The organism is Pseudomonas berkeleyensis (assembly GCF_014109765.1).
Lineage (GTDB): Bacteria > Pseudomonadota > Gammaproteobacteria > Pseudomonadales > Pseudomonadaceae > Aquipseudomonas > Aquipseudomonas berkeleyensis.
Genome location: NZ_CP059139.1, coordinates 4,200,301 through 4,222,913, shown reverse-complemented (window position 1 = coordinate 4,222,913; position 22,613 = coordinate 4,200,301). Strand labels below are relative to the sequence as shown.

22 protein-coding genes are annotated in these 22,613 nt (G+C 62.3%); 12 read left to right on the top strand and 10 right to left on the bottom strand.

Annotation, left to right across the window (positions count from 1 at the left end):
* Positions 1 to 177: 177 nt before the first annotated feature.
* The 3 genes from bfr to HS968_RS19555 form a co-directional block, all read right to left on the bottom strand.
* A complete protein-coding gene (gene bfr, locus HS968_RS19565; RefSeq protein ID WP_106736800.1) occupies positions 178 to 648 on the bottom strand; it encodes a bacterioferritin in 471 nt (156 codons plus the stop codon).
* 269 nt (positions 649 to 917) lie between these two features.
* On the bottom strand, positions 918 to 2,447 hold the full coding sequence (glpD, locus tag HS968_RS19560; protein WP_182368295.1) for a glycerol-3-phosphate dehydrogenase: 1,530 nt from the start codon (positions 2,445 to 2,447) through the stop codon (positions 918 to 920).
* Between the two features lie 206 nt (positions 2,448 to 2,653).
* Entirely contained in the window at positions 2,654 to 3,412 is a 759-nt protein-coding gene (locus tag HS968_RS19555) for a DeoR/GlpR family DNA-binding transcription regulator (protein WP_119693254.1), read from the bottom strand.
* Between the two features lie 98 nt (positions 3,413 to 3,510).
* On the opposite strand from HS968_RS19555, the gene ybaK reads away from it, so the two are divergent.
* The 4 genes from ybaK (at position 3,511) to HS968_RS19535 (ending at position 7,239) form a co-directional block, all read left to right on the top strand.
* Complete coding sequence (ybaK, locus tag HS968_RS19550) at positions 3,511 to 3,981, top strand: Cys-tRNA(Pro) deacylase (RefSeq protein WP_182368293.1); 471 nt, start codon at positions 3,511 to 3,513, stop codon at positions 3,979 to 3,981.
* Positions 3,982 to 4,062: 81 nt separating this feature from the next.
* Positions 4,063 to 5,550, top strand: coding sequence for a glycerol kinase GlpK (glpK, locus tag HS968_RS19545; RefSeq protein WP_182368291.1), 1,488 nt, complete (start codon positions 4,063 to 4,065; stop codon positions 5,548 to 5,550).
* A 47-nt stretch (positions 5,551 to 5,597) separates the two neighbouring features.
* Entirely contained in the window at positions 5,598 to 6,335 is a 738-nt protein-coding gene (locus HS968_RS19540) for a substrate-binding periplasmic protein (RefSeq protein WP_182368289.1), read from the top strand.
* Between the two features lie 97 nt (positions 6,336 to 6,432).
* A complete protein-coding gene (locus HS968_RS19535; protein ID WP_182368288.1) occupies positions 6,433 to 7,239 on the top strand; it encodes a PhzF family phenazine biosynthesis protein in 807 nt (268 codons plus the stop codon).
* On the opposite strand, the gene HS968_RS19530 is transcribed toward HS968_RS19535, so the two are convergent.
* Both HS968_RS19530 and argF read right to left on the bottom strand, forming a co-directional pair.
* Positions 7,240 to 8,343, bottom strand: a complete 1,104-nt coding sequence (locus HS968_RS19530) for an ABC transporter ATP-binding protein (protein ID WP_182368286.1) — start codon at positions 8,341 to 8,343, stop codon at positions 7,240 to 7,242.
* On the bottom strand, positions 8,340 to 9,260 hold the full coding sequence (gene argF / locus HS968_RS19525; protein WP_182368284.1) for an ornithine carbamoyltransferase: 921 nt from the start codon (positions 9,258 to 9,260) through the stop codon (positions 8,340 to 8,342). The genes HS968_RS19530 and argF overlap by 4 nt, the downstream gene beginning before the upstream one ends.
* A 338-nt stretch (positions 9,261 to 9,598) precedes the next feature.
* Between argF and HS968_RS19520 the strand changes: the two genes are divergently transcribed.
* The 3 genes from HS968_RS19520 to grxD all read left to right on the top strand — a co-directional run bounded on the left by HS968_RS19520 (position 9,599) and on the right by grxD (position 12,740).
* Positions 9,599 to 10,030 (top strand): hypothetical protein, encoded by a 432-nt coding sequence (locus HS968_RS19520; RefSeq protein ID WP_021490288.1) that lies wholly within the window; start codon positions 9,599 to 9,601, stop codon positions 10,028 to 10,030.
* Between the two features lie 145 nt (positions 10,031 to 10,175).
* Positions 10,176 to 12,284, top strand: a complete 2,109-nt coding sequence (locus tag HS968_RS19515) for a molybdopterin oxidoreductase family protein (RefSeq protein ID WP_182368282.1) — start codon at positions 10,176 to 10,178, stop codon at positions 12,282 to 12,284.
* Positions 12,285 to 12,413: 129 nt separating this feature from the next.
* On the top strand, positions 12,414 to 12,740 hold the full coding sequence (gene grxD, locus HS968_RS19510; RefSeq protein ID WP_013716756.1) for a Grx4 family monothiol glutaredoxin: 327 nt from the start codon (positions 12,414 to 12,416) through the stop codon (positions 12,738 to 12,740).
* 63 nt (positions 12,741 to 12,803) lie between these two features.
* Here grxD and HS968_RS19505 read toward each other — a convergent pair whose 3' ends face one another.
* From HS968_RS19505 to HS968_RS19495, 3 genes are read right to left on the bottom strand one after another with little or no spacing between them, the layout of a single operon-like run.
* Positions 12,804 to 13,142 carry a YdbL family protein gene (locus HS968_RS19505; protein ID WP_119693248.1) on the bottom strand — a complete coding sequence of 113 codons (339 nt, stop codon included), beginning with the start codon at positions 13,140 to 13,142 and terminating at the stop codon, positions 12,804 to 12,806.
* A gap of 11 nt (positions 13,143 to 13,153) precedes the next feature.
* Positions 13,154 to 13,345 (bottom strand): YnbE family lipoprotein, encoded by a 192-nt coding sequence (locus tag HS968_RS19500; RefSeq protein WP_013716754.1) that lies wholly within the window; start codon positions 13,343 to 13,345, stop codon positions 13,154 to 13,156.
* 4 nt (positions 13,346 to 13,349) lie between these two features.
* On the bottom strand, positions 13,350 to 15,905 hold the full coding sequence (locus HS968_RS19495; protein ID WP_182368280.1) for an intermembrane phospholipid transport protein YdbH family protein: 2,556 nt from the start codon (positions 15,903 to 15,905) through the stop codon (positions 13,350 to 13,352).
* A 132-nt stretch (positions 15,906 to 16,037) separates the two neighbouring features.
* On the opposite strand from HS968_RS19495, the gene HS968_RS19490 reads away from it, so the two are divergent.
* The 4 genes from HS968_RS19490 to rmuC all read left to right on the top strand — a co-directional run bounded on the left by HS968_RS19490 (position 16,038) and on the right by rmuC (position 19,590).
* Positions 16,038 to 16,409: an XRE family transcriptional regulator gene (locus tag HS968_RS19490; protein WP_182368278.1), complete on the top strand. Its 372-nt coding sequence runs from the start codon at positions 16,038 to 16,040 to the stop codon at positions 16,407 to 16,409.
* A 206-nt stretch (positions 16,410 to 16,615) separates the two neighbouring features.
* On the top strand, positions 16,616 to 17,368 hold the full coding sequence (locus HS968_RS19485) for an RES family NAD+ phosphorylase (protein WP_182368276.1): 753 nt from the start codon (positions 16,616 to 16,618) through the stop codon (positions 17,366 to 17,368).
* Between the two features lie 428 nt (positions 17,369 to 17,796).
* Positions 17,797 to 18,048 (top strand): SEL1-like repeat protein, encoded by a 252-nt coding sequence (locus tag HS968_RS19480; RefSeq protein ID WP_182368275.1) that lies wholly within the window; start codon positions 17,797 to 17,799, stop codon positions 18,046 to 18,048.
* Between the two features lie 180 nt (positions 18,049 to 18,228).
* Entirely contained in the window at positions 18,229 to 19,590 is a 1,362-nt protein-coding gene (rmuC, locus tag HS968_RS19475) for a DNA recombination protein RmuC (RefSeq protein WP_182371656.1), read from the top strand.
* Between the two features lie 97 nt (positions 19,591 to 19,687).
* Here rmuC and HS968_RS19470 read toward each other — a convergent pair whose 3' ends face one another.
* Both HS968_RS19470 and HS968_RS19465 read right to left on the bottom strand, forming a co-directional pair.
* On the bottom strand, positions 19,688 to 20,578 hold the full coding sequence (locus HS968_RS19470) for a metal-dependent hydrolase (protein ID WP_182368273.1): 891 nt from the start codon (positions 20,576 to 20,578) through the stop codon (positions 19,688 to 19,690).
* Positions 20,575 to 21,507 (bottom strand): alpha/beta fold hydrolase, encoded by a 933-nt coding sequence (locus tag HS968_RS19465; RefSeq protein ID WP_182368271.1) that lies wholly within the window; start codon positions 21,505 to 21,507, stop codon positions 20,575 to 20,577. Before HS968_RS19465 ends, HS968_RS19470 begins: the two co-directional genes overlap by 4 nt.
* Before the next feature lie 285 nt (positions 21,508 to 21,792).
* Between HS968_RS19465 and HS968_RS19460 the strand changes: the two genes are divergently transcribed.
* Complete coding sequence (locus HS968_RS19460) at positions 21,793 to 22,605, top strand: MerR family transcriptional regulator (RefSeq protein WP_238338862.1); 813 nt, start codon at positions 21,793 to 21,795, stop codon at positions 22,603 to 22,605.
* The last annotated feature ends 8 nt before the right edge of the window (positions 22,606 to 22,613 follow it).

Below are 22,613 nucleotides of genomic sequence, written 5' to 3'. Positions count from 1 at the left end.
CTAGAGCGAAGAGCCGAAAGTCCCCTGCGAACTGCCTGAAGCAGTGGAGGGTGGCAATAAAAAATTGCTGGGAGCAATTTTTGACGTCGCTTGTGGCGGTTCGCAGGGTTGTTGCCAGGGATGAAAGGCAACAAAAAACGGGAGCCATTGGCTCCCGTTTTTGTTAGCGCAGTTGGATCATTCGTCCATCTGCGACTGCAGGTAGTTCTGCAGGCCGACGGCTTCGATCAGGCTGAGTTGGGTTTCCAGCCAGTCGATGTGCTCTTCTTCGGACTCCAAAATGTCTTCCAGCAGTTCACGGCTGGCGTAGTCGCCGACGCTCTCGCAGTAGGCGATGGCAGCTTTGAGGTCGCCGTGGGCCTTGTGCTCGATCTTCAGGTCGCACTCGAGCATTTCCTTGGTGTTTTCACCGATCAGGATCTTGCCCAGATCCTGCAGGTTGGGAATGCCTTCGAGGAAGAGAATGCGCTTGATCAGTTTGTCGGCATGCTTCATCTCGTCGATGGACTCGTGATACTCGTGCTCGCCGAGTTTCTTCAAGCCCCAGTCTTCGTACATGCGCGCATGCAGGAAGTACTGGTTGATGGCGACCAGTTCGTTACCAAGAATCTTGTTCAGGTGTTGAATGACCTTCTTGTCGCCTTTCATGTTCGCTCCTGCAGCTTCAATGACCGTGATGGCCTTGAATTTTCGGCTCCGTTTTTCTTTATGTCAAACCTAAGTATTTGAAACATAAGTAAAAATAAAACCGAATAAGAATGTTTTTATTCTGCATCAAGGTGCCAAGTTATTGAATTGCCGTAATAAAAAAGTTGCTGAAAGTTCCTGCGTGACTCAAACGGTTAATTGGCGGGCGTGATTTATTTTTTTCCGCCCATAAAAAAGCCCCGCAGAGCGGGGCATGGGGCACGCAGAATTCAGGCGGCGTGAGCCGAATGCGGGTCGCGGCTGCGCAGATAGTCTTGCAGGCGGGACTGCTGCGCCGGGGTCATGAACAGGCCCAGCTTGCTACGCCGCCAGAGAATATCGGCGCTGCTGCGCGCCCACTCTTCGCGGCGCAGGTAATCCACTTCGCGGGTGTAGAGGCCGGCGCCGAGGTGTTCGCCGAGGTCAGTGAGGTTGTGCACGCCATCGAGCAGACGCCAGGTGCGGCTGCCATAACTGGTGGCCCAGCGCCTGGCCAGGCTGGTGGGCAGCCAACCGTAGCGCTCGCAGAGTGCTTCGACCAATGTGCTCTGACTTTGCAGATCTTCGCCGCCGGGCAATGGGGCGCTGGCTGTCCAGCTCGGGCCCAGTTTGGTGAAGTGCGGCGCCAGTTGTTGCATGGCGGACTCGGCCAGCTTGCGGTAGGTGGTCAGCTTGCCGCCGAATACCGACAGCAGCGGTGCTTCGCCCGGCGCCCCGGAGAGTGACAGGGTGTAGTCGCGAGTGATGGCCGAGGGCTCATCGGATTCGTCATCGCACAGCGGGCGCACGCCGGCGAAGCTGTGCAGCACATCGCTACGGCTGAGCTGCTGCTTGAAGTGGTCATTGACCACCTTGAGCAGGTAATCGGTTTCCTCTGCCGTGATCGCCACCTGAGCGGGGTCGCCCTGGTACTCGCGGTCGGTGGTGCCGATCAGAGTGAAGCGTTCCAGATAAGGAATGGCGAAGACGATGCGGCGGTCTTCGTTCTGCAGGATGTAGGCCTGCTCGCCGTCGTACAGCCGTGGCACGACGATATGGCTGCCCTGAATCAGGCGAATGCCATAAGGCGATTGCTGCTTGAGATCCTCGCGGATGAAGCGGGCGACCCAGGGGCCGGCGGCATTGACCAGGGCGCGTGCGCGAATCGACAGCAGACTGCCGTCGCTGCGCTCCAGGTGGATATGCCACAGCCCTTTGCTGCGCCGGGCGCTGACGCAACGCGTGCGCGGATGAATGTGCGCGCCTTTTTCCCGTGCGGCCATGGCGTTGAGTACCACCAGGCGGGCGTCGTCCACCCAGCAGTCGGAGTATTCGAAACCGCGGCTGATTTCCGCCTTCAATGGGCTGCCGGCGCCGAAACGCAGGCCGCGCGAAGCTGGCAGGCGCTCGCGCTTGCCCAGGTGGTCATAGAGGAACAGGCCGGCGCGAATCATCCAGGCCGGGCGCAGGTGTGGGCGATGCGGCAGGATGAAGCGCATCGGTTTGACGATATGCGGCGCCTTGGCCAGCAGCACTTCGCGCTCGGCCAGTGCTTCGCGTACCAGACGAAATTCATGATGTTCCAGATAGCGCAGGCCGCCATGGATCAGCTTGCTGCTGGCCGAAGAGGTGTGGCTGGCCAGGTCGTCCTTTTCGCAAAGGAACACGGACAGGCCGCGACCGGCCGCATCGGCTGCAATGCCCACACCGTTGATACCGCCGCCAACAACGGCGAGGTCATAGACTTCCGCAACGGGGCTGGCGAACTGGTCGTGGGGCATGTGGCACGCTCGGCTATTTGAATTCGAATGTGTTTATGTTCACTTTCGAAAATATGCTAGACGAAGATGCGCAGCTTCGCTACCCCGACACGCGATTGCGCGCCGAGCGGTAGTTCAGGGGTGGGTTTGTAGTAGGGCGGGTGCAACCCGCCGATACGTTGCTGGCGGGTTGCACCCGCCCTACGCGATAGCCGTCGAGAGACCAATCAGACCAGATCGAGCTGAACCTTGTGGCTGTGCAGCAGGCGGGTGATGGCGGCAGAAGGTGCGCTATCGGTGAAGACGCGGTCGACCAGGGCGATGGAGCCCAGGCGTACCACGGCATTACGGCCGAACTTGCTGGAGTCGACGGCGAGAAAGACCTGGCGGGCATTGTCGATGATGGCCTGGGAAACCCGCACTTCCTGGTAATCGAAGTCGAGCAGGCTGCCGTCGTCGTCGATGCCGCTGATGCCGACGATCGCGTAGTCGACCTTGAACTGCTGGATGAAGTCCACGGCAGCCTGGCCGACGATACCGCCGTCGCTGCGTACCGTACCGCCGGCCACCAGCACTTCGAAGTCGGCCTTGGCGCTGAGCTGGGCAGCGACGTGCAGGTTATTGGTGATGATCTTCAGGCCTTTGTGGTTCTGCAGTTCGCGGGCAATGGCCTCGGTGGTGGTGCCGATGTTGATGAACAGCGAGGCGTGATCCGGAATCTGCGCTGCCACGGCCTCGGCGATACGTTGTTTTTCATCGCGCATCTGCCCGGCGCGCATGCCGTAGGCGGTGTTCTGAATGCTCGAGGATTCGCAGGCCGCGCCACCATGCGTGCGGCGCAACAGACCATGCTCGGCCAGTTGGTTGATATCGCGGCGAATGGTCTGGGGGGTGACGGCGAAGGCCTGAGCCAGCTCGTCGATGCTGACGTAGCCGCGTTCGCGGGCGAGGTTGAGGATGTCGTGCTGGCGGGGAGCGAGATTCATGAGCGCTTCCTGTGAGGGTCACCCATTATAGGCTGTAGATGCGGAGGATTTCGGCCTGTTAATGTAGGGTATCTTTCGCAGCGTTTTCACATTCGAACATGACTCCAGCAATCGATCTGTTGAAGAAGGCCAAGGCCGAACACCGTGTGCACAGCTACCAGCACGATCCCAAGGCGCCATCTTACGGGCTGGAGGCGGCGGAGAAGCTCGGTCTGGCCCCGGAGTGCGTGTTCAAGACTCTGCTCGCGGCGACCGAGAAAGGTGAACTGCTGGTGGCCGTGGTGCCGGTTGCCGGCAGTCTCGATCTCAAGGCGTTGGCCGCGGCGGCTGGCGCGAAGAAGGCCGACATGGCCGATCCGATGGCTGCGCAGCGCGCCACCGGTTATCTGGTCGGCGGTATCAGCCCGCTGGGGCAGAAGAAACGCCTGCGCACGTTCATTGACGAATCGGCGCGCCAGCACCCGACCATTCATGTCAGCGGCGGCCGGCGCGGACTGGAACTGGAGCTCTCGGCCAAGACCCTGGCGCAGCACACCCAGGGCCACTTCGCGGCTATCGGCAAGCCCTGAGTCGCACAGTATGCTTCAAGCAAAATGAGCCATTTTGCGGTCAACAGCAGCGAACGCTATCGATAACAACAAGGAATCTTCATGTCCCAATACCTGCTAGCCATCGACCAGGGCACCACCAGTTCTCGCGCCATCATCTTCAGTGCCCAGGGACTGCCGGTGGCGCGTGCCCAGCAGGAGTTCAAGCAGTATTTTCCGCAGGATGGCTGGGTCGAACACGATGGTCAGGAAATCTGGCTGTCCACGCTCAAGGTGTGCCGTGATGCCATTGCCAGCAGCGGCCTGCAGCCTGAGGCGATCGCGGCCATCGGCATCACCAACCAGCGCGAAACCACTTTGGTCTGGGACGCCGTCAGCGGTACGCCCATCCATCCTGCCATCGTCTGGCAGGATCGCCGCACCGCCGATTATTGCGCCGGGCTCAAGGGTGACGGTCATGAGGCAATGGTTTCGGCCAAGACGGGCCTGCTGATCGACCCGTATTTCTCCGCCACCAAGCTGCGCTGGATTCTGCATAACGTGCCCGGCGCCCGTGAGCGTGCCGAACGCGGCGAGCTGCGCTTCGGCACCGTCGACAGCTTCCTGCTGTGGCGCCTGACCGATGGCAAGGTACATCGCACCGATGCCAGTAACGCTTCGCGCACGCTGATGTTCAACATCCATACCCAGCAGTGGGACGAAGAGCTGCTCAAGCTGTTCGATATCCCTGCCAGCCTGTTGCCGGAAGTGCTCGATTGCGCGGCCGAGTTCGGTCACACCGACAGCGAGCTGCTCGGCGCCAGTATCCCGGTGCTGGGCATGGCCGGTGACCAGCAGGCGGCACTGATCGGCCAGGCCTGCTTCGAACCTGGGATGGTCAAAAGTACCTACGGCACCGGCTGCTTCATGATCCAGAACACCGGTGACCAGCCGGTGAGCTCGAAGAATCGCCTGCTGACCACGGTCGGTTACCGTCTCGATGGCAAGGTCACCTACGCCGTGGAGGGCAGCATCTTCGTGGCGGGCGCGGCGGTGCAGTGGTTGCGCGACGGCATCAAGCTGATCAGTCATGCGCGTGAAAGCGAGGCGTTGGCCGAAGCCACCGGCGAGGCCTGCGGCGTGTACCTGGTGCCGGCCTTCACCGGACTTGGTGCGCCGTACTGGGATCCCAAGGCGCGGGGCGCCATCTTCGGCCTGACCCGCGACACCGGGATCAAGGAGATCGTCACCGCCGGCCTGCAGTCGGTGTGCTACCAGACCCGCGACCTGCTCGAAGCCATGCGCCAGGACGGCGCGGCGGCGCCCAGCGCCTTGCGCGTGGACGGCGGCATGGTGGAGAACAACTGGGTCATGCAGTTTCTCGCCGACATCCTCGGCGTCAGTGTCGAGCGCCCCGAGGTCACCGAGACCACCGCGCTTGGCGTGGCCTATCTCGCGGGTTTGCAGCTCGGCCTGTACCAAGACCTCAATGCCATTGCCAGCCATTGGCATCGTCAGCAGCGCTTCGAGCCGCGAATGAACGAAGTGCACCGCGAGCGGCTCTATGCCGGTTGGTTGGATGCGGTGAAACGGGTGCGCAGCGAAGCGTGACAAGGCTCGTCCCGGTGCGCTCCCTGCTGAGCAGAGTGGGCGTCGGCATGATGCTGTCACTGCTGCTTTTTTGCAGTGGGCTGGCGCGGGCGGAGAAGCTGGTGATTGCCGGCGATCTATGGTGCCCGATCAACTGTGCCGCGGATGTGGAGAAACGTGGCCTCTTCGTCGAGTTGGCCGAGCAGATCTTTGCCGAGTCCGGTATCGAGGTGGAGTATCGCGTCATCAACTGGGCGCGCGCGGTGCACGATACCCGTCGCGGCAAGCTGGGTGCGCTGATTGGCGCTGGTGTGCAGGATGCGCCGGATTTCATCTTCACGCCCAGCGCCCCCGGTATTTCGCGCATGTGCTTCTACGCCCTGCGCGGTGGAGCCTGGCGCTACAAGGGCTTGGAGTCGTTGCAGGCCGTGCGTCTCGGCGCGATCAACGGCTACAGCTACGGCGCCGAACTCGATCTGTATCTGCGTAACCACCATGACCTGGATCACGTACAACTGATGACCGGCGACCGCGCGCTGATCAGCAACCTGCGCAAACTGCGTCATGGTCGTATCGATGTGCTGGTGGAAAATGCCTGGGTGATGCAGGCGCTGCTCAGCGAGCGCTACCTGCATGGTGAGGTGGTGGAAGTGGGTTGCCGTCAGCCGGATATTCCCATCTACCTGGCATTCGCCCCAGGACTGCCCGAGAGCGCGCGTTATGCGCAGCTGTTCGAACAGGGGCTGCAGCGTTTCCGTGAGGACGGGCGCATGGAGCAACTGTTACGGCGCTACGGCATTCGCTGACGTCTACTGTTCGGGAAAAATACAGCTCGGCTGTACGGGGTTCGCTACCGGCAAACTGGGCATGCTCTGAATTCTCAGAACCGGCCAGGAAAGCCCCATGTCTCTCGAATTTCATCAGATCGACGCCTTCACCAATCAGCCCTTCGCCGGTAATCCGGCCATCGTCTATCGCCTTGAACATTGGCTCGACGAGGCGCTGATGCAGCGTATCGCCGCCGAGCACAATCTGGCCGAGACGGCGTTCGTGGTGAAGGAGGGCAACGCCTGGCATATCCGCTGGTTCACGCCGGTCAGCGAAGTGCCGCTGTGCGGGCATGCCACTCTGGCGGCTGCCAAGGTGCTGTTCGACATCTATCAGGAACCGGCCGACGTGCTGGAATTTACCTGCTTGTCCGGAGCGCTGCAGGTCACCCGGCAGGGCAAGCGCCTGGAGCTGGATTTCCCGGTGCGCCGCGCGGCCGTGGTGGCGCAGGCGCTACGCGAGCAAGCCGAAAGTGCCCTGGAGCGCCAGGTGGAACAGGTGCTGGCGCTGGGCAACGCCGATGGCGGCGTGCAGGAGCTGATGGTCGTCTTGGGATCCGAAGCCGAACTTCGTGAGTTGAAACCGAACCTGCCAGCGCTAGCCACGTTGCCTGGGCTGGGTGTACTGGTCACGGCCGCTGGGCAACAGCACGACTTCGTCTCGCGTTACTTTGCACCGACTATCGGCATCGATGAAGACCCGGTCACCGGCTCGACCCATTGCATCCTCATGCCCTATTGGGTCGAGCGCCTGGGCCGCAACACGCTCAGCGCCTTCCAGTGTTCGGCACGTGGCGGTGAGCTGCTCTGTCGTCTGGAAGGTGAGCGGGTGAAGATCGCTGGCCATGCGCGGCATATCGCCAGCGGCCAGCTGATGCTCTGATCAGTTGCTGCTGACCCGGCGTACGCCGCCGGAGTCGCTCAGCTGCAATTGAGCGGCGACGCTGCCGAGGGCCGGGAAGGCCACCAGGTGGTCGGCGGCGATGCGGATACCCACTTCGTCGCCCGGCTGGTGGTCGGCATGGCTGGGGAAGATCGACTCCAGTTGGCTGCCGGTCGGTAGTTGCAGGCGGTAAAGGGTAGCCGCGCCAAGGAAGGTCTTGCCAACGATACGCGCCTTCAGGCCACTGTTTTCGTCCGGGACGATGTCGTCTGGGCGCAGCAGCACATCCACTGCGCTGCCCTGAGCCCAGGTATAGGCGCGGTTGCCACGGATCACGCCGAGTTCGGTTTGCACCGTTTCCGGGCTGAGCAACTGGCCGCGGATGAAATAACCCTGGCCGATGAAGCTGGCGACGAAGGGGGTCAGCGGCTCGTGGTAGAGGTTGAACGGCGTGTCCCATTGCTCCAGGCGACCATCCTTGAACACGCCAACATGATCGCTGACGGCGAAGGCTTCTTCCTGATCGTGGGTGACCAGAATGGCGCTGGTGCCGCGTGCCTTGAGAATCTCGCGCACCTCATGGCTGAGGCGCCGACGCAGTTCGCCATCGAGGTTGGAGAAGGGTTCGTCCAGCAGCAACAGCTTGGGTTCCGGTGCCAGTGCACGTGCCAGGGCGACGCGTTGCTGCTGGCCGCCAGACAGCTCGTGTGGATAACGCTTGGCCAGATGGCCGAGCTTGACCAACGCCAGCAGTTCCTGAGTCACGCGCTCGGCGTTGGGTTGCTTGCGAATGCCGAAGGCGACGTTCTCCGCCACGCTCAGGTGGGGGAACAGGGCGTAGTCCTGAAATACCATGCCGATGTGGCGCTTCTCCGGTGCCAGGGTGAAACCGGCGCGGGAGATTACCTCGCCGGCCAGCTCGATCTCACCTTCGAGTACCGGCTCGAAGCCGGCAATGGCGCGCAGCGTGGTGGTCTTGCCGCAGCCGGACGGGCCGAGCAGGCAGCCAATATCGCCGGCGTTGAGGTGCAGGTCGAGATCCTGTACCACCTTGTGTGCGTAGCCGCAGTTCAGCCCGCGTAGCTGCAGCAGGGGCTGGCTCATGCGTGGTGGTACGCCGGCTCGACCAGCAGTTCCAGCAGCGCTTTCTGAGCGTGCAGGCGGTTCTCGGCTTGATCCCAGGCCACTGAACGCGGGTCGTCGAGCAGGTCGAAGCTGATTTCTTCGCCACGGTGCGCCGGCAGGCAGTGCATGAACAGCACGTCTTCAGCTGCCGCATCGAGCAGATCACGGGTGACCTGGTAGGGGCGGAACAACGCCATGCGCTGCTCGGCTTCGTCTTCCTGGCCCATGGAGGCCCACACGTCAGTACTGACCAGATGGGCGCCGGCGACCGCTTCACGCGGATCGCGCACGACCTGCACACGGTCGCCAGCCTGGGCCAGGAAGCGTGCGTCCGGCTCGTAGCCAGCAGGGCAGGCGACCCTCAGTTGGAAATCGAACTGGATCGCCGCTTCGATATAGGAGTTGCACATATTGTTGCCGTCGCCGATCCAGGCCACCGTCTTGCCGGCGATGCTGCCGCGGTGTTCGAGGAAGGTCTGCATGTCGGCCAGCAACTGGCAGGGGTGCAGGTCATCGGACAGGCCGTTGATGACGGGAACCCTGGATTTGGCCGCGAACTCGGTGAGGTTGCTATGGGCGAAGGTACGGATCATCACCGCATCGAGCATGCTCGACATGACGATGGCGGCGTCGCCGATTGGTTCGCCACGGCCCAGTTGGGTGTCGCGTGGCGAGAGGAAGATGGCCTGGCCGCCGAGCTGGATCATGCCGGCTTCGAAGGACAGGCGGGTGCGGGTCGAGGCCTTCTCGAAGATCATGCCCAGCACGCGATTCTTCAGTGGCTCGAAGAGCACGCCACGATTGCGCAGATTCTTCAGCTCGATGCCTCGGCGGATCAGCCCCACCAGTTCGTCCGGTGTGTAATCCATCATCGAGAGAAAGTGTCTGACGCTCATCGTTAACTACCTTTATCACAACAGCTCGCAAGCCCATGGCCGGCGATCAAAACCGACAAAAACAGCAGAGCTTGCGGCAGGAGGCCGCAGGGTGCGACGAAACAGGGGAAGGCGCGATCTTATAAGGAAATGACGAGACGGCGCAAATTGCCGCCCTCTGGCATACAAAATCCTGTTTTGTAAGCCTTTTCCCAAAGCTGCGTGCGAGATGTCACAAAACTGAAATCCTCGCTTGCGCCGCTCTAGAACGGGCCTCTAGGATGCCGCCGCCTTTCCAAGGCAATGCATTGCCCCCGCAACGGGGACATCCATGGAATATATGTGCAAAGGAGTTTTGCATGAAACACGTAGCCTACGCCGCCGCTTTCTCCGCTCTCGCCTTGCTGACTGGCTGTGCCAGCCAGAACGTTAGCCAGCCGACCGTTCCGCTGAACGGCACCGTGCAGACTAACCTCAAGGCCGACGTGAAAGTGGGCGAGCCCATCTCCGGTCAATCTTCGGTGAACATCCTGTTCGGTGTGTTCAAGCTGGGTGGTGACACTCAGTTCGCCGATGGCGTGACCTACGGTGGTGGCGAGGGTGGTTTCGCACTGGGTCTCGACCCGGTCGCTTCCGCCAAGTCCGCAGCTGCCTACAAGGCAGTCAAGGCCTCGGGTGCCGACGTGATCGTCGCCCCGCGTTACGAAGTGAACGTTCAGGATTACTTCGTGTACAAGACCGTTAGCGTCAACGTTACCGGTAACAAGGGCACCGTGACCTCCATCCGTTAATCCGGACAGTCGCGACCCTGAATCGGCAGGCTTGATGCCTGCCGATTCATGAGACGAACGCTGCTGGCGTCGCCTCCGTGCTCGGCCCATAGTTCATGACCTGCGACCTGACCGGTCGTCTCGGATCAGAACAAGAGGCCAGGCCATGACCAAGTCCCTCCATTACCGTGCATGCCATCTGTGCGAAGCCATCTGCGGGCTCGCCATCGAAACCGAAGCTCAAACCGACGGTAGCACGCAGATTCGCTCGATCAAGGGCGATGCCCAGGACAGCTTCAGCCGCGGCCATATCTGCCCCAAGGCCGTTGCGCTGCAGGACATCCAGAACGACCCTGACCGTATCCGCCAGCCCATGCGCCGCATTGGCGAGCAGTGGCAGGCCATCGGCTGGGATGAGGCTTTCGATCTGGTAGCCGAGCGTCTGAGCGCGATCCAGTCCGAGCACGGACAGAACGCCGTGGCCGTGTATCAGGGCAACCCCAGCGTGCATAACTATGGGCTGATGACCCATAGCAACTATTTCCTCGGTCAGCTGAAAACCCGCAATCGCTTCTCCGCCACGTCGGTGGATCAGCTGCCGCACCACCTGGCCAGCCACCTGATGTATGGCCACGGCCTGCTGATTCCGATTCCCGATATCGATCACACCGATTTCATGCTGATCTTGGGCGGCAACCCGCTGGCCTCCAACGGCAGCATCATGACCGTGCCGGATGTGGAAAAGCGTCTGAAGGCCATCCAGGCCCGCGGCGGCAAGCTGGTGGTGGTCGATCCGCGTCGCAGCGAAACCGCGGCCATCGCCGATCAGCACCTGTTCGTGCGCCCTGGCAGTGATGCCGCGCTGCTGCTGGCATTGTTGAATACCTTGTTCGAGGAAGGCCTGGCGCGTGAAAGCCATCTGCCGGTGGAGGGGCTGGAGCAGGTGCGCGAAGCCATCGCCGGCTTCGATGCCGAAACCATGAGTTCGCGCTGTGGCGTGCCGGCCGCCACCATCCGCCAGTTGGCGAGGGATTTCGCTGCCGCGGACAAGGCGGTGTGCTACGGCCGTATGGGCGTTTCCACCCAGGCGTTCGGCACGCTTTGTCAGTGGCTGGTGCAGGTGATCAATCTGGTGACCGGCAACCTCGATCGCTCGGGCGGTGTGCTCTGCACGTCACCAGCGGTGGATCTGGTGGCGAGCACCTCGGGTGGTCATTTCAATCGCTGGCAGAGCCGTGTGTCCGGCCTGCCGGAATATGGCGGCGAGCTGCCGGTTTCGGCGCTGGCCGAAGAGATGCTGACGCCGGGCGAGGGGCAGGTTCGCGCCCTGGTCACGGTGGCTGGCAATCCGGTGTTGTCCACGCCCAATGGACGGCAGCTGGAGCAGGCGTTGGACGGCCTGGACTTCATGCTCTCGGTGGATTTCTACATCAACGAGACCACCCGTTACGCCGACCTGATCCTGCCGCCAACCGCACCGCTGGAGCACGATCACTACGACACCACCTTCAATGTGTTCGCCGTGCGTAACGTCACCCGTTTCAACGAGGCGATCCTGGCCAAACCAGACGGTGCGCTGCACGACTGGGAAATCTTCGTGGGCCTGGCCAAGGCCTTTGCGGCGCGCAACAACCTCGAGCTGAAACCGACCCTGGCGCCGGAGCAGATGATCGATATGGGCCTGCGCTTCGGCCCCTATGGTGATCGCAGTGAGCACAAGCTCAGCCTGGCTGCGTTGCGCGAACATCCGCATGGGCTCGACCTGGGGCCTTTGCAACCGAATCTGGCGGCACGACTGAAAACTCCGAGCAAAGTGGTGCAGGCCGCACCCGAACAGTTGTTGGCGGATCTGGCACGCTTCGCCGAGCAGGAGCAGCCTGCTGCCCATGAACTACTGCTGATCGGCCGCCGCCATGTACGCAGCAACAATTCCTGGATGCACAACTATCACCGCCTGGTGAAGGGCAAGCCACGTCATCAGCTGTTGATGAACCCGGCGGATCTGGCCAGCCGCGGCCTGGCCGATGGTCAGCGCGTACAGGTGCGTTCGCGCGTCGGCAGCATCGAGGTGGAGGTGGCCGCCAGCGATGAAGTGATGGCGGGTGTGGTCAGCCTGCCCCATGGTTGGGGCCATGCCCGACCTGGGGTGCAGATGGATATTGCCTGTGCACAACCGGGCGCCAGTGCCAATGACCTGACCGACGAGCGCCGGCTCGATGCGCTGTCCGGCAATGCCGTGCTCAATGGTGTGCCGGTGGAGGTGGTGGCCGCGTAGCCCGAGTGAAATCCAGGGTTGTCTTGATGTTATGGGGCGATTGCAAGGCCGAGCATTACGCTCGGTTTTTCGCTACAATCGCGCCACCGTGGCGACCGTCGGGTCGCGAAGTCTATGCTGAGGTGCCCCATGGATATCATCGAAACCATCAAAGAGCAGATCGCCAACAACACCGTTCTGCTGTACATGAAAGGCTCGCCCAATGCCCCGCAGTGTGGCTTCTCCGCCCGTGCTGCCCAGGTGGTGATGGGCTGCGGCGAGAAGTTCGCCTACGTCGACATCCTGCAAAATCCGGAAATCCGTGCCAACCTGCCGAAGTACGCCAACTGGCCGACCTTCCCGCAGCTGTGGGTTGGCGGTGAGCTGGTCGGCGGTAGCGACATCCTCACCGAGATGTACGAGAAGGGCGAACTGCAAACGCTGATCAAGGACGCCGTGAGCAAAGCCGGCGCCTGATCACCGTTCGCACAAAGCAAAGAACCCGCCTAGGCGGGTTCTTTCGTTTCTACCACAGGCTTTCTACTTCTGCAGCCACTGGCCGTTCAGCTGGATGAACTGGCCCTTGGGCGTGCGCTCGATGGCCTTCTTGCCGGCGATGGCCTCCACGTCGCTCAGGCTGATGCCGTTGTCTTTGGCCACCTTTTGATATTCGGCACGACGCGCCTGGTTGATCAGGCGAGCGATCTCGTCGGCCTGGCCGCCGGATTTGATCACACCCAGATAGCCATTGGGTTGCTCGCCCAGCTGGCCGCTGGCCTTGGCGTCGCCCAGCGCGCTCATGGCCTGGTTGAGGTTCAGTGCATAGGCCGGCAGGCTCAGGGTCAATGCCAGCAGCAGGGTCGAAAGGTATCGAATCATCATGCTTCTCCTTAGAAGAGACCGCTGTCTTCGTTGAAGACATTGTCCAGCGCCTTGTCCACCTTGATGTAGATCTCGTGCTCGACCTTGACGTTGAGGTTGATGTTGATCGGCTCGTTGGGCATGGCCAGCTGCACCGTCGGGGTACAGGCCTGGCAGAGCAGACCCAGGCTCAGGGCTGCGAGGAGGCGGTACGTGCGCATGGCGCTACTCCTTTGACTCTTGGGGGACACGCTGGCGCATCCGTTGCTGAATCCGTTGCTGGATGATGTCGCTGACCTTGTCGGTCAGTTGCAGGCTGGCCAGCAGGGTCGGAATGTCTTCTTCCAGGTTGATGGTGAAGTGGATAGGCCGGCCCTGTTCGATGGCCGGATTCTGTCCATGTAGACGCATACCAAGGCGCAGTGTGCCGGACGAATCATAGTCGAGGCTACTGCTGAGCAGATCGTAGTGGAAGTCCTCCAGGGCATCGGTGACCAGCTTCATGCCCGGGTTGGCCTGGCCCATGGCGCGGATGCGCGGCGAGTGAAAGCGCAGGCGGCCGCCAGGGGCGCGTGCTTCGATCAGCCCCTGCTCGACGCTGATCGCGTCGCCCAGGCGCAGCGGCAGCGTGCCGTCGAGCAGGCCATTGCCTTCCAGGCCTTCGGCCGGATAGACGCGAAACAGTTCCTGCAGATCCAGGCCGCTGAGCTTCAGCGGTAGCAACTGGCTGGGGCGATCCAGGGCCCAGGTCGCCGGTTCCAGACGCAGGCTGCCGCCGAGGATGCCCAGTTCGGCGCGCTGATGGCTGAGGCTGCCGGCCATGGGGTGTTGCAGGCTGGCCTGATAGCTGGCCTGCAGCTGCAAGGGGCCGAGGGCGATGCCGGGGTCGATCTGTTTCGCGCTCAGGCTCGGCAGTTCCAGCGCCAGGCGGTCGCCAGCGAGTTGCAGCTGCAGCTCGGCGTCCACCCCGCTCAACGTGCTGCGGTCATAGATACCGGCCAGGCCTTTGCCATTCAGGTTCGCCCTCAGTTGCAGGGGCTTGCCGCTGGGCAGATTCAGGCTGGCATCGGCCTGGATGCGGCCATTGTCCAGCGTCAACAGTGGCGGCCAGTTGGCCAGGGTTTGCGCCAGCGGGTTGCCGGCGCGCAGGAAGAGTTCGTCGAGCTTGGCGCTCAGACCCAGCGCATCGGCTGTATGGTTCAGGCTCAACGCCATGCTTAGCCCCGAGTCAGCCAGCAGGACACCGTCGAGTTTCTGGCTGGCGCTCTCAGCTTCCACTTGGCCTTGCCATTGCCAGCCCTGCGCCTGCAATTGCGGGTGTTGCAGGCTCTGTATGTGCAGCGCCAACGGCCCGGACAGCGTTGGTGAGCTTGGCGCTCCAGCAATGCCGAGGTTGGCGAGTGTCAGTCGAGTCTGTTGCAGCTCCAGATCGCTGCTGTGCAGGCGCTGGATATCCAGGCGAGAGTTGCCGGTGAGGGATACTTGCAGCAGCTGTGTGTTAGCGCTGCCGGTCAGGCCCAGGTTCAGCTGCAGGCCATCTGCACGATTGCCTGCCAGATCCACGCGCTTACTACGGGCATCGAGTTGCAACTGGCGCACGTTCAACGACCAGTCAGGGGACTGTTGCAGGCCGAGCTCGGCATTGACCTGCAGCTCGAGTGCTCCTTGTCCGGCAAGCTTCAGTTGTACGGCTAGTTCGTTGTCGAGGCTGCTCTCCAGTGGTGTGAGTTGCATCTGCAACTGGCGGGGTTGCAAGCCGCTTGGCAGGGCGTCCAGCCAGGGCGTGTCCTGCGTGTCGAGTTGCAGGTTGCCGTGCAGCTTGCGGGCTTGCCACAGGCCAGTGGTGTTGAGCAGGTCGAGCTGCAGTTCACCGCTGATCAGGCCAACGCCCGGCAGCGGCCATGGCTGCGGCAGTTGGGCGTCGACACGTAGCCATCCCGGCGCGGCCAACAGTTCGCCGAGCTGGCGGGTGGCCTGCGGCAGTTGCAGCTGCCACTGGGCAATGACGCCGGCCTGCTGCGGTGTCGTTGGCAGGTTGGTAGCGTCAAGCGGCGTCCATTCGCTCAGCCAGGCGCCGACCCAGGCGATTTCCTGCAAGGGGGCGAGCAGCAGGTTACCAGCCCATTGCAGCGCATCGTTCTGGGCGAGCAGGTCGCTGTGCAGCTCCATCTGTTGCTGAGCGTCGAGGTGCAGGGTCATCTGTAACTGGCGTGGACTGTTCAGGGCACTGCCGAGTCCTTGCAACTGCCCCTGCAGTGTCGCGCTGTGGCTATCGCGCACAAGCTGCAGGTGCAACTGCAATGCATCGTTCAGATGCTGCAGGCTGAGGTCGCCATCGAGTGTGCATTGGCCGCTGTAGCAGGGCAGCTGGGCATGAGCGTCCTGCACATCGATCTGTCTTGGCAGCCAGGGCAGGGTGTTGAGCGCGTTGTTGAAGAGGGCGCTGAAGTCGCTGTCGGCCGAGTTTTCTACCTCTGCCGGGGCAGGTTGCCAGGTGACTTGCAGACCCTGTGCGACGAGGCGATAGCGCGGCGCTTCGCTTGCCAGCCAGAAGAGTTGCAATTGTTTGACCTGTGCATGCAGCTCACCGCCCTGGTGCTGCGTCAGGCTCACGTCATGCAGTTGTAGGCCGCGCCAGGACAGGCTCGATCGGTGCCAGTCCAGCTCGATATGTTGCTCTTCGAGCAGTTGCTGCACGAGATAGCCGGCATAGCAGATCAGTAGCGACAACACCGCCAATGTTGCGATGCCTATGCTCAGCCAGAAACGCCGGCGGCTCATGAGTTCTCCTTGCCCGATGCAGTGCAAAGGACGGTACCCCATGCTCGGATGGGTGCCAAGCAGCTTTCCATGCTATTGTGTGTTTACAGCTTTCATAGGTTTCTTTGTTCAAAACACGCGTAGGAGGAGATGATGAGTGCAGTAACTCGCAGCCAGCCTGACGCCGATGCGGTACTGGCCAAGGCCTTGCTCAATACCCGCGAACAGTTGGGGCTTACCCAGCAGGAGTTGGCCGATATCGTCGGCGTCCATCGCAGTGCCATCGGGCGCTGGAACGAGCAGGGTGGATTGCGTCCACAGAGCAAGACCGGCGAACTGGCGCTGCTATTGATACGCGCCTATCGCGCGTTGTTTGCCCTGTTTGGCGGCAACCAGCAGGACATGCGCCATTTTCTGCGTACCGAGAATCGCCATCTGGCAGGCGTTCCGTTGCAGCAAATGAGTCAGGTGCAGGGCCTGGTGCGTGTCGTCGAGTATTTGGACGCCATTCGCGGCAAGATCTGAGCGCATGTAGGGTGCGCCATGCGCACCGATTATCGGCCTGGTTCGCTGACAGTCCGTCTTCTTGAAAGCCGCGGCGTACTGCTTCGCGAACGGGTTGTCGCCCGGTCACCCTACGACTGATCGCACAGACCATTTCTTATGTGAACGGCATCAGGCCCTGGCTCGCGATGCTTTTAGCAGGCTCTACGCTAATTGGAGGTATCGCCATGGATATCTGGCAACGATGTGAAGGCGAGCGCCAGGTTCGGCCGCTGCGCGGCAAACTGCTGCGCATGGTGGAAAGCCAGGCGCAGGTCGCGACCCTACAACTGGTGGATAACCTCGCCGAGCAGGCCCTGCTCGAGGAATTGCTCGAGAGCAGCAAGCCGCCACTGCCCGAGGCCGCCGAGCCACTGCACTATCTGCTCAAGACGCCGTTTCGTTATCCACCGCTGCGTTGGGGCTCGCGTTTTGGCACCGTGCATGAGCCCAGCCTGTTCTACGCTGCCCAGCGCCTGGAAACGGCCATGGCCGAGGCTGCCTACTACCGTTTCGTGCTGTGGAACGGCATGGCCACCCCGCCGCCCAGTGGGCGCATCCTTTCCGAGCACTCCACCTTCGAAGCGCGTTATCGCGTCGAGCGCGGTATCCAGTTGCAACAGCCACCATTCGATCAGCACGGCGCCCTGTTGGCTCACCCCAGCGATTACAGCGTGCCCCAGCGTCTCGGCGCGGCGATGCGTGCGGCGGGTATCCAGGCCTTCGAGTACCGCTCGGCGCGCTGCCCGGATGGCGGTAGCAATGTCGCGCTCTACGTGCCGGCTGCGTTCGCAGAAAAGCGTCCGCGCAACCTTACGGCCTGGCTATGTGAAACCACCGGCGAATACGTGGCATTCAAGCATGCGCAGACGCCGGATCAGCCACGGCTGTTTCACTGGGAGCAGTTCCTGGTGCAGGGGCAATTGCCACACCCCGCATGAATACTGCGCTGATCATTCAGATGCCCCGAAACAGAGCGCTGCGCGGATATGTCGCAGCGAGTTGTGCACAATGCTGAAGCAGTCTGTCATCTCACTGTCAGAATCGCCGCTAAACGTTTGATTTTCCGTGGTTGATTTTTAAGTCAATGAAAAATATGCACTTTTTTCGTTGGTGAAAAAATCGTCAGTTTGACTGAGAGCCCCATGGCATCGGGCCTGTGACCTCTTTCTCCCAAGTTGTTCATGGAGTTATCCACAGCTTCTGTGGATTGTGCGGAACCTATTTCGTGGAACGCAATCGGGCTGTTCTGGCAAGTCTTTACCTCTGGAAAAAAAGGAGTAGAGTGGCGCGCCCCGGCAGTCACCCCTTCGTATTTATGCCTCGCGCTCCGTTCTCTGCATCCGCCACGCCCCGTCCCAACGTTCCCATGCGCGTTGCACTCTGGTTGCTCGACAACCCGCGCCTTGGGCAGACGGCCAGCGCCAAACGTCTGGCCGGCAACCTGCTCAAGCAGCCAGCGTTGAAAGGTTGCGTGCAGGCGCAGAGTCGCCTGGGCCAACTGTTGTGCCGTGATTGTGGCAATACCCGTGACCGCCGTATCGGTTACGAGCTGCTGCGCCAGGCTGCCCGCGCGGGTGACCGTGGTGCGCAACAGGAATTGGAGCGCCTGTCGCGCTGATTCCGTGCTGGCCCCGTGTAAATAGTCAGCTGGGTATACTGCTCGGCGGTCAAACACGGAGCGTCTATGCCAATCGATCCCCTTTCTCTCGCCATTGGCGCCGTCGCGGCGTTGATTCCGCTGCTGGCGGGCCTTTGGTCGCTACAACGCCGGGTTACCCAGGCGCAGAGCGAGCAAGCGCTGCTGCAGGAGCGTCTGGAACATGCCCAACTGAGTCAAACTGGACTGTTGGCGCAGCTCGATGCCTGCCGCGCCGAGTTGGCCGAGGTCAGCGAGATCAAGGTGGAGCAGCAGACCGAGCTGGCTGGGCTGCGCCGTGAGAACGAGCTGTTGCAGCAGGAGCGGCAGATTGCCCGCGAAGCCGCGCAGTCCTGGAACCAGCAGCGCGATCGCAATGAAGCTGAACTGCGACGGCTCACCGCCGAGTGTGCGGCGCTGGCCGCCGAGCTGCAGGAAAATCGCGACAACCAGCAACAACGCCTCGATGACCTGCAAGGCGCGCGCAACGAGCTGCGTGCCCAGTTCTCTGAGCTGGCGACGAAGATCTTCGATGAGCGCGAGCAGCGTTTCGCCGAGACCAGCCAGCAGCGCCTCGGCCAGTTGCTCGACCCGCTCAAGGAGCGCATCCAGGCGTTCGAGAAGCGGGTCGACGAGAGTTATCAGCAGGAGGCGCGCGAGCGATTTTCGCTTGGCAAGGAGCTCGAACGTCTGCAGCAGCTCAATCAGCGTCTGGGCGATGAGGCGACCAACCTGACTCGTGCCCTGAAAGGTCAGAAAACCCAGGGCAATTGGGGGGAGCTGGTGCTGGAGCGGGTGCTGGAGCATGCCGGCCTGGAGAAGGGGCGCGAGTACCAGACTCAGGTCAGCCTCAAGGGCGCCGGTGGCGAGCGCTTCCAGCCCGACGTACTGATCCGTCTGCCAGGCGACAAGCAGGTGATCGTCGATGCCAAGGTCAGCCTCACGGCTTATCAGCAGTATGTCGCCGCGGTGGACGAGCCCGGCCGTCAACAGGCGTTGAAGCAGCATCTGCTGTCCCTGCGCAGCCACCTCAAAGGCCTCTCCGGCAAGGATTACCAGCGCCTGGAGGGGCTGCACAGCCTGGATTTCGTGCTGCTCTTCGTACCTATCGAGGCGGCCTTCGCCGCGGCGCTGCAGGCCGAGCCGGATTTGTTCCAGGATGCTTTCGAACAGCACGTGGTGATCGTCAGCCCGACCACCTTGCTGGCCACGTTGCGGGTCATCGACAGCCTTTGGCGCCAAGAGCGCCAGGGCCAGAATGCGCGCGAGATCGCCGAACGCGCCGGCCAGCTGTACGACAAGTTCGTCGCCTTCATTGCCGATCTGGATGAGATGGGCAGCCGTTTGCAGCAATTGGACAAGGCCTACGCCGGTGCCCGTAACAAGCTGGTGGACGGCCGTGGCAATCTCATTGGCCGGGTGGAAAACCTCAAGCTACTGGGGGCACGTGCCAGCAAGAGCCTGCCGAGCGAGCTGCTCGAGCGCTCCGCCGATCTGCCGGCGCTGGACGAACTCGGCGAGTGAGCGCTCACAGCCGGCGATTGTAGGAAGTAGGGCGGGTGCAACCCGCCGGAGCGCCAATGGCGGGTTGCACCCGCCCTACATGTGGCGATCCTCCGCTTCAGGCCGCGGCTTTTTCCGCCTCTGCGCGTAGTGCGGCCGGCGAGTTGGCCAGGTAATCCAGTGCCGCCTGTAGATCGCCCTCGACACGCGGGTGATAACGCGGATTGAAATAGCGCAGTACCGAGCGTCCCACGCTGGATGTGGTCGGCAGCAAACCGCGCTTGCCCAGGTCGTGCCACATGCGCAGAAAACCAGGGCGGTAACGGGTGGCTGGATCCTGGCGCATCATCACCTTCATCGCATCGCTGAACAGATAGAGCAGCGCAGGCGTGGCGATCAGCATGCACAGCCAGCGCATCGCCAGACTGCCGCCCAGGTGCACGTGCAGGTCATGAGCTACGCAGCGGTGCTCCACTTCCTCGGCGCCATGCCAGCGCAGCAGGTCGAGCATCACCGGATCGGCGTGATCGAGCCCACGGCTGTTGACGACCCAGTCGCCGAGCACGCAGGTAAAGTGCTCCACGGCGGCGATCAGGCCGACGCGCTGGCGCAGCCACCAGGGTTGCAGGCGGCGAGTCAGGGCATTTTCTCCCAGCGGGTAGTCGCACAGAACCTTGTTGAACAGCCAGTCGACCTTGCGAGTAAAGGGCTTGGGATCGATGCCATGGCGCATCAGGTAGGGTGCCAGTGCGCTGCCGTGGGCACGAGCGTGCTGCGCCTCCTGCAGCACGAAGCCTCGTACGTCCTCGCGCAGGCCAGGTTCGCTGACCAGCGGCAGCGCCTTGTTGTAGACCTTGCAGAACCAGAATTCGCCGGCCGGCAACAGCAGGTGCAGGCCGTTCATGATGTGCGAGGCTTCCGGCTCATTCGGTACCCAGTGCAGTGGGGTTTCGGTGAAGTCGAAGCGCACCTTGCGCTGCTGCAGAGCGGGTGGGCTTGGCGGGTTCATGTGCGAGCCTCGCGGGAACGTGCCTGTTCCAGTTCGTTCACGTATTCACGCACCCAGCTGGCCAGGTCGGTTGGTTCGGCCAGCAACTGCCAATGACCAGCGCGGACTTCGCGACGGCTCAGCAGTGGTGCCCAGTGCTGCAGGTCGTCGAACAGCTGTGGGCGCACGAAGCGGTCATTCAGCGGCACGATCAGTTGCAGCGGAACGCGGGTGCTGCGGTTACGTGGGCGCAGCAGACTGCGGATGAAGTTGGCGCGGTACAACTGCACGCCGCGCATGCCATCAGCGCTTTGCGTGCGGCTCGCCGGCAGGTTGCGTATGCCTTCGAGGCGACGCAACAGCCAGGGCCAGGCGCGATCCAGGCCCAGGCGCCAGCACAGCTCCGGTAACAGCGGGGTGTGGAAGAAGGCGATGTACCAGGAACTGAGCAATTGCCCCAGCGCTTGCAGCAATGCCTTGGGGCGCCGCAGGGTCAGGCGTTCGCGCATCCAGTGGCCGACATGATCGAGGCAGGGGCCGGAAATGCTGGTATAGGACGCCAGCAGCGGTTGGATGCGTGGTTCGGTCACCGCCTCCCAGCTCTGGATCGAGCCCCAGTCATGGGCGACCAGGTGCACCGGGCGATCCGCGCTGGTGGCGCGCAACACTGCTTCCAGGTCGCGCGCCAACTGTTCCAGGCGATAGTCTCGCAGACGCTTCGGCACCTGGGAGGCGCCACAGCCGCGCACGTCATAGGCGACGATGCGGTAGTCGGTTGCCAGCTCGCGAACCAGTGGTAGCCATATCTCATGATTGTCCGGATAGCCATGTACCAGCAGCAGGGTCGGTGCTCCGGTCTTGTCCCAGATATAGGCTTGCAGGCGCAGGCCGTCGCTGTGAACGCACACCTGTTGCGGCGGCAGTGCATGGCGTTGCAGTGGCGCATTCATGATGCAAGGCCCAGGCGGATAGCGAGCGGGTGCATGGCAGGCTCCAGGGAGGTAACGATTACATTGTTTGATGTAATCGTCATTGTTGTGCGCCCACGCGCACTTGCCTAGTCATCCCGGGATCAAGTGGCAGTGGAGCGTTACGGCGTTACCTCAAGGTGCCAGGTGCTCTGGAATGGGCCTTGCTGGTGCAATTAGCGGGTTTCCCAGGCGGCGGCTGCGAGCAAGTCCAGCCCTTGGTTGGGGCGGTTGTGAGCCTTGCTGGCGCAGGGCTATGATCGCGGCATGACTCAAGCCTCCGCATTTTTCCAACGCCTTCTGGGTAGTGCCGCGCCCGTGGCTGCGGCAGTCGCCGCCGAATACACGGTGGACGAATTGGCCCAGGCTGCGCAGACCACTGTGCGTAACGTGCGCGCCTATCAGGATCGTGGTCTGCTACCGCCGCCAGAACGCCGCGGGCGTGTCGGCATCTATGGCGGGGAACATATGGCGCGTCTGCGTCTGATTGGCCAGTTGCTCGAACGTGGCTACAGCATCGTCAGTATTCGCGAGTTGTTCGAGGCATGGGCGCAGGGGCGTGATCTGGCCCATGTGCTGGGGCTCGAGCAGGCCATTCGTGGCCCAGGTGAGCCCGAGCAGCCGGGGCGGCTGGAGTTCGCCGAGTTGCAGGCGATCTTTGGCAGCGATCTGGATGACGCCGTAATCGACCGCGCTCAGGCCCTGGGGTTGCTGCAGTTCGCTGGCGATCACCTGAGCGTACCCAGCCCGCGTCTGTTCGCTGCTGGCGTGGAGTTGTATCGCGCCGGTATCCCGCTGCCGGCGCTGTTCGATGAACTGGAGTCGATTCGCCGGCATGTCGAGCAGGTGTCCACAGGCATCGTGCAGATGATCGTCGGGCATCTGGTCAACCCGCTGCTGCAGAGCTCGTTGCCCCGTGCCGACCAGTTGGAAGGCCTCAGCGCCCAACTGCTGCAATTGCGCCCGCTGGTCGAGCAGGTGGTCGAAGCCGAGCTGGCGCGTGGTCTGCCGGTGGCGGCCAATCGTGAACTGAGCGAGCGGGTGCACCAGCTGCTGCAGGGATTCCTGCAGCGCAACTAGCGTCGCAC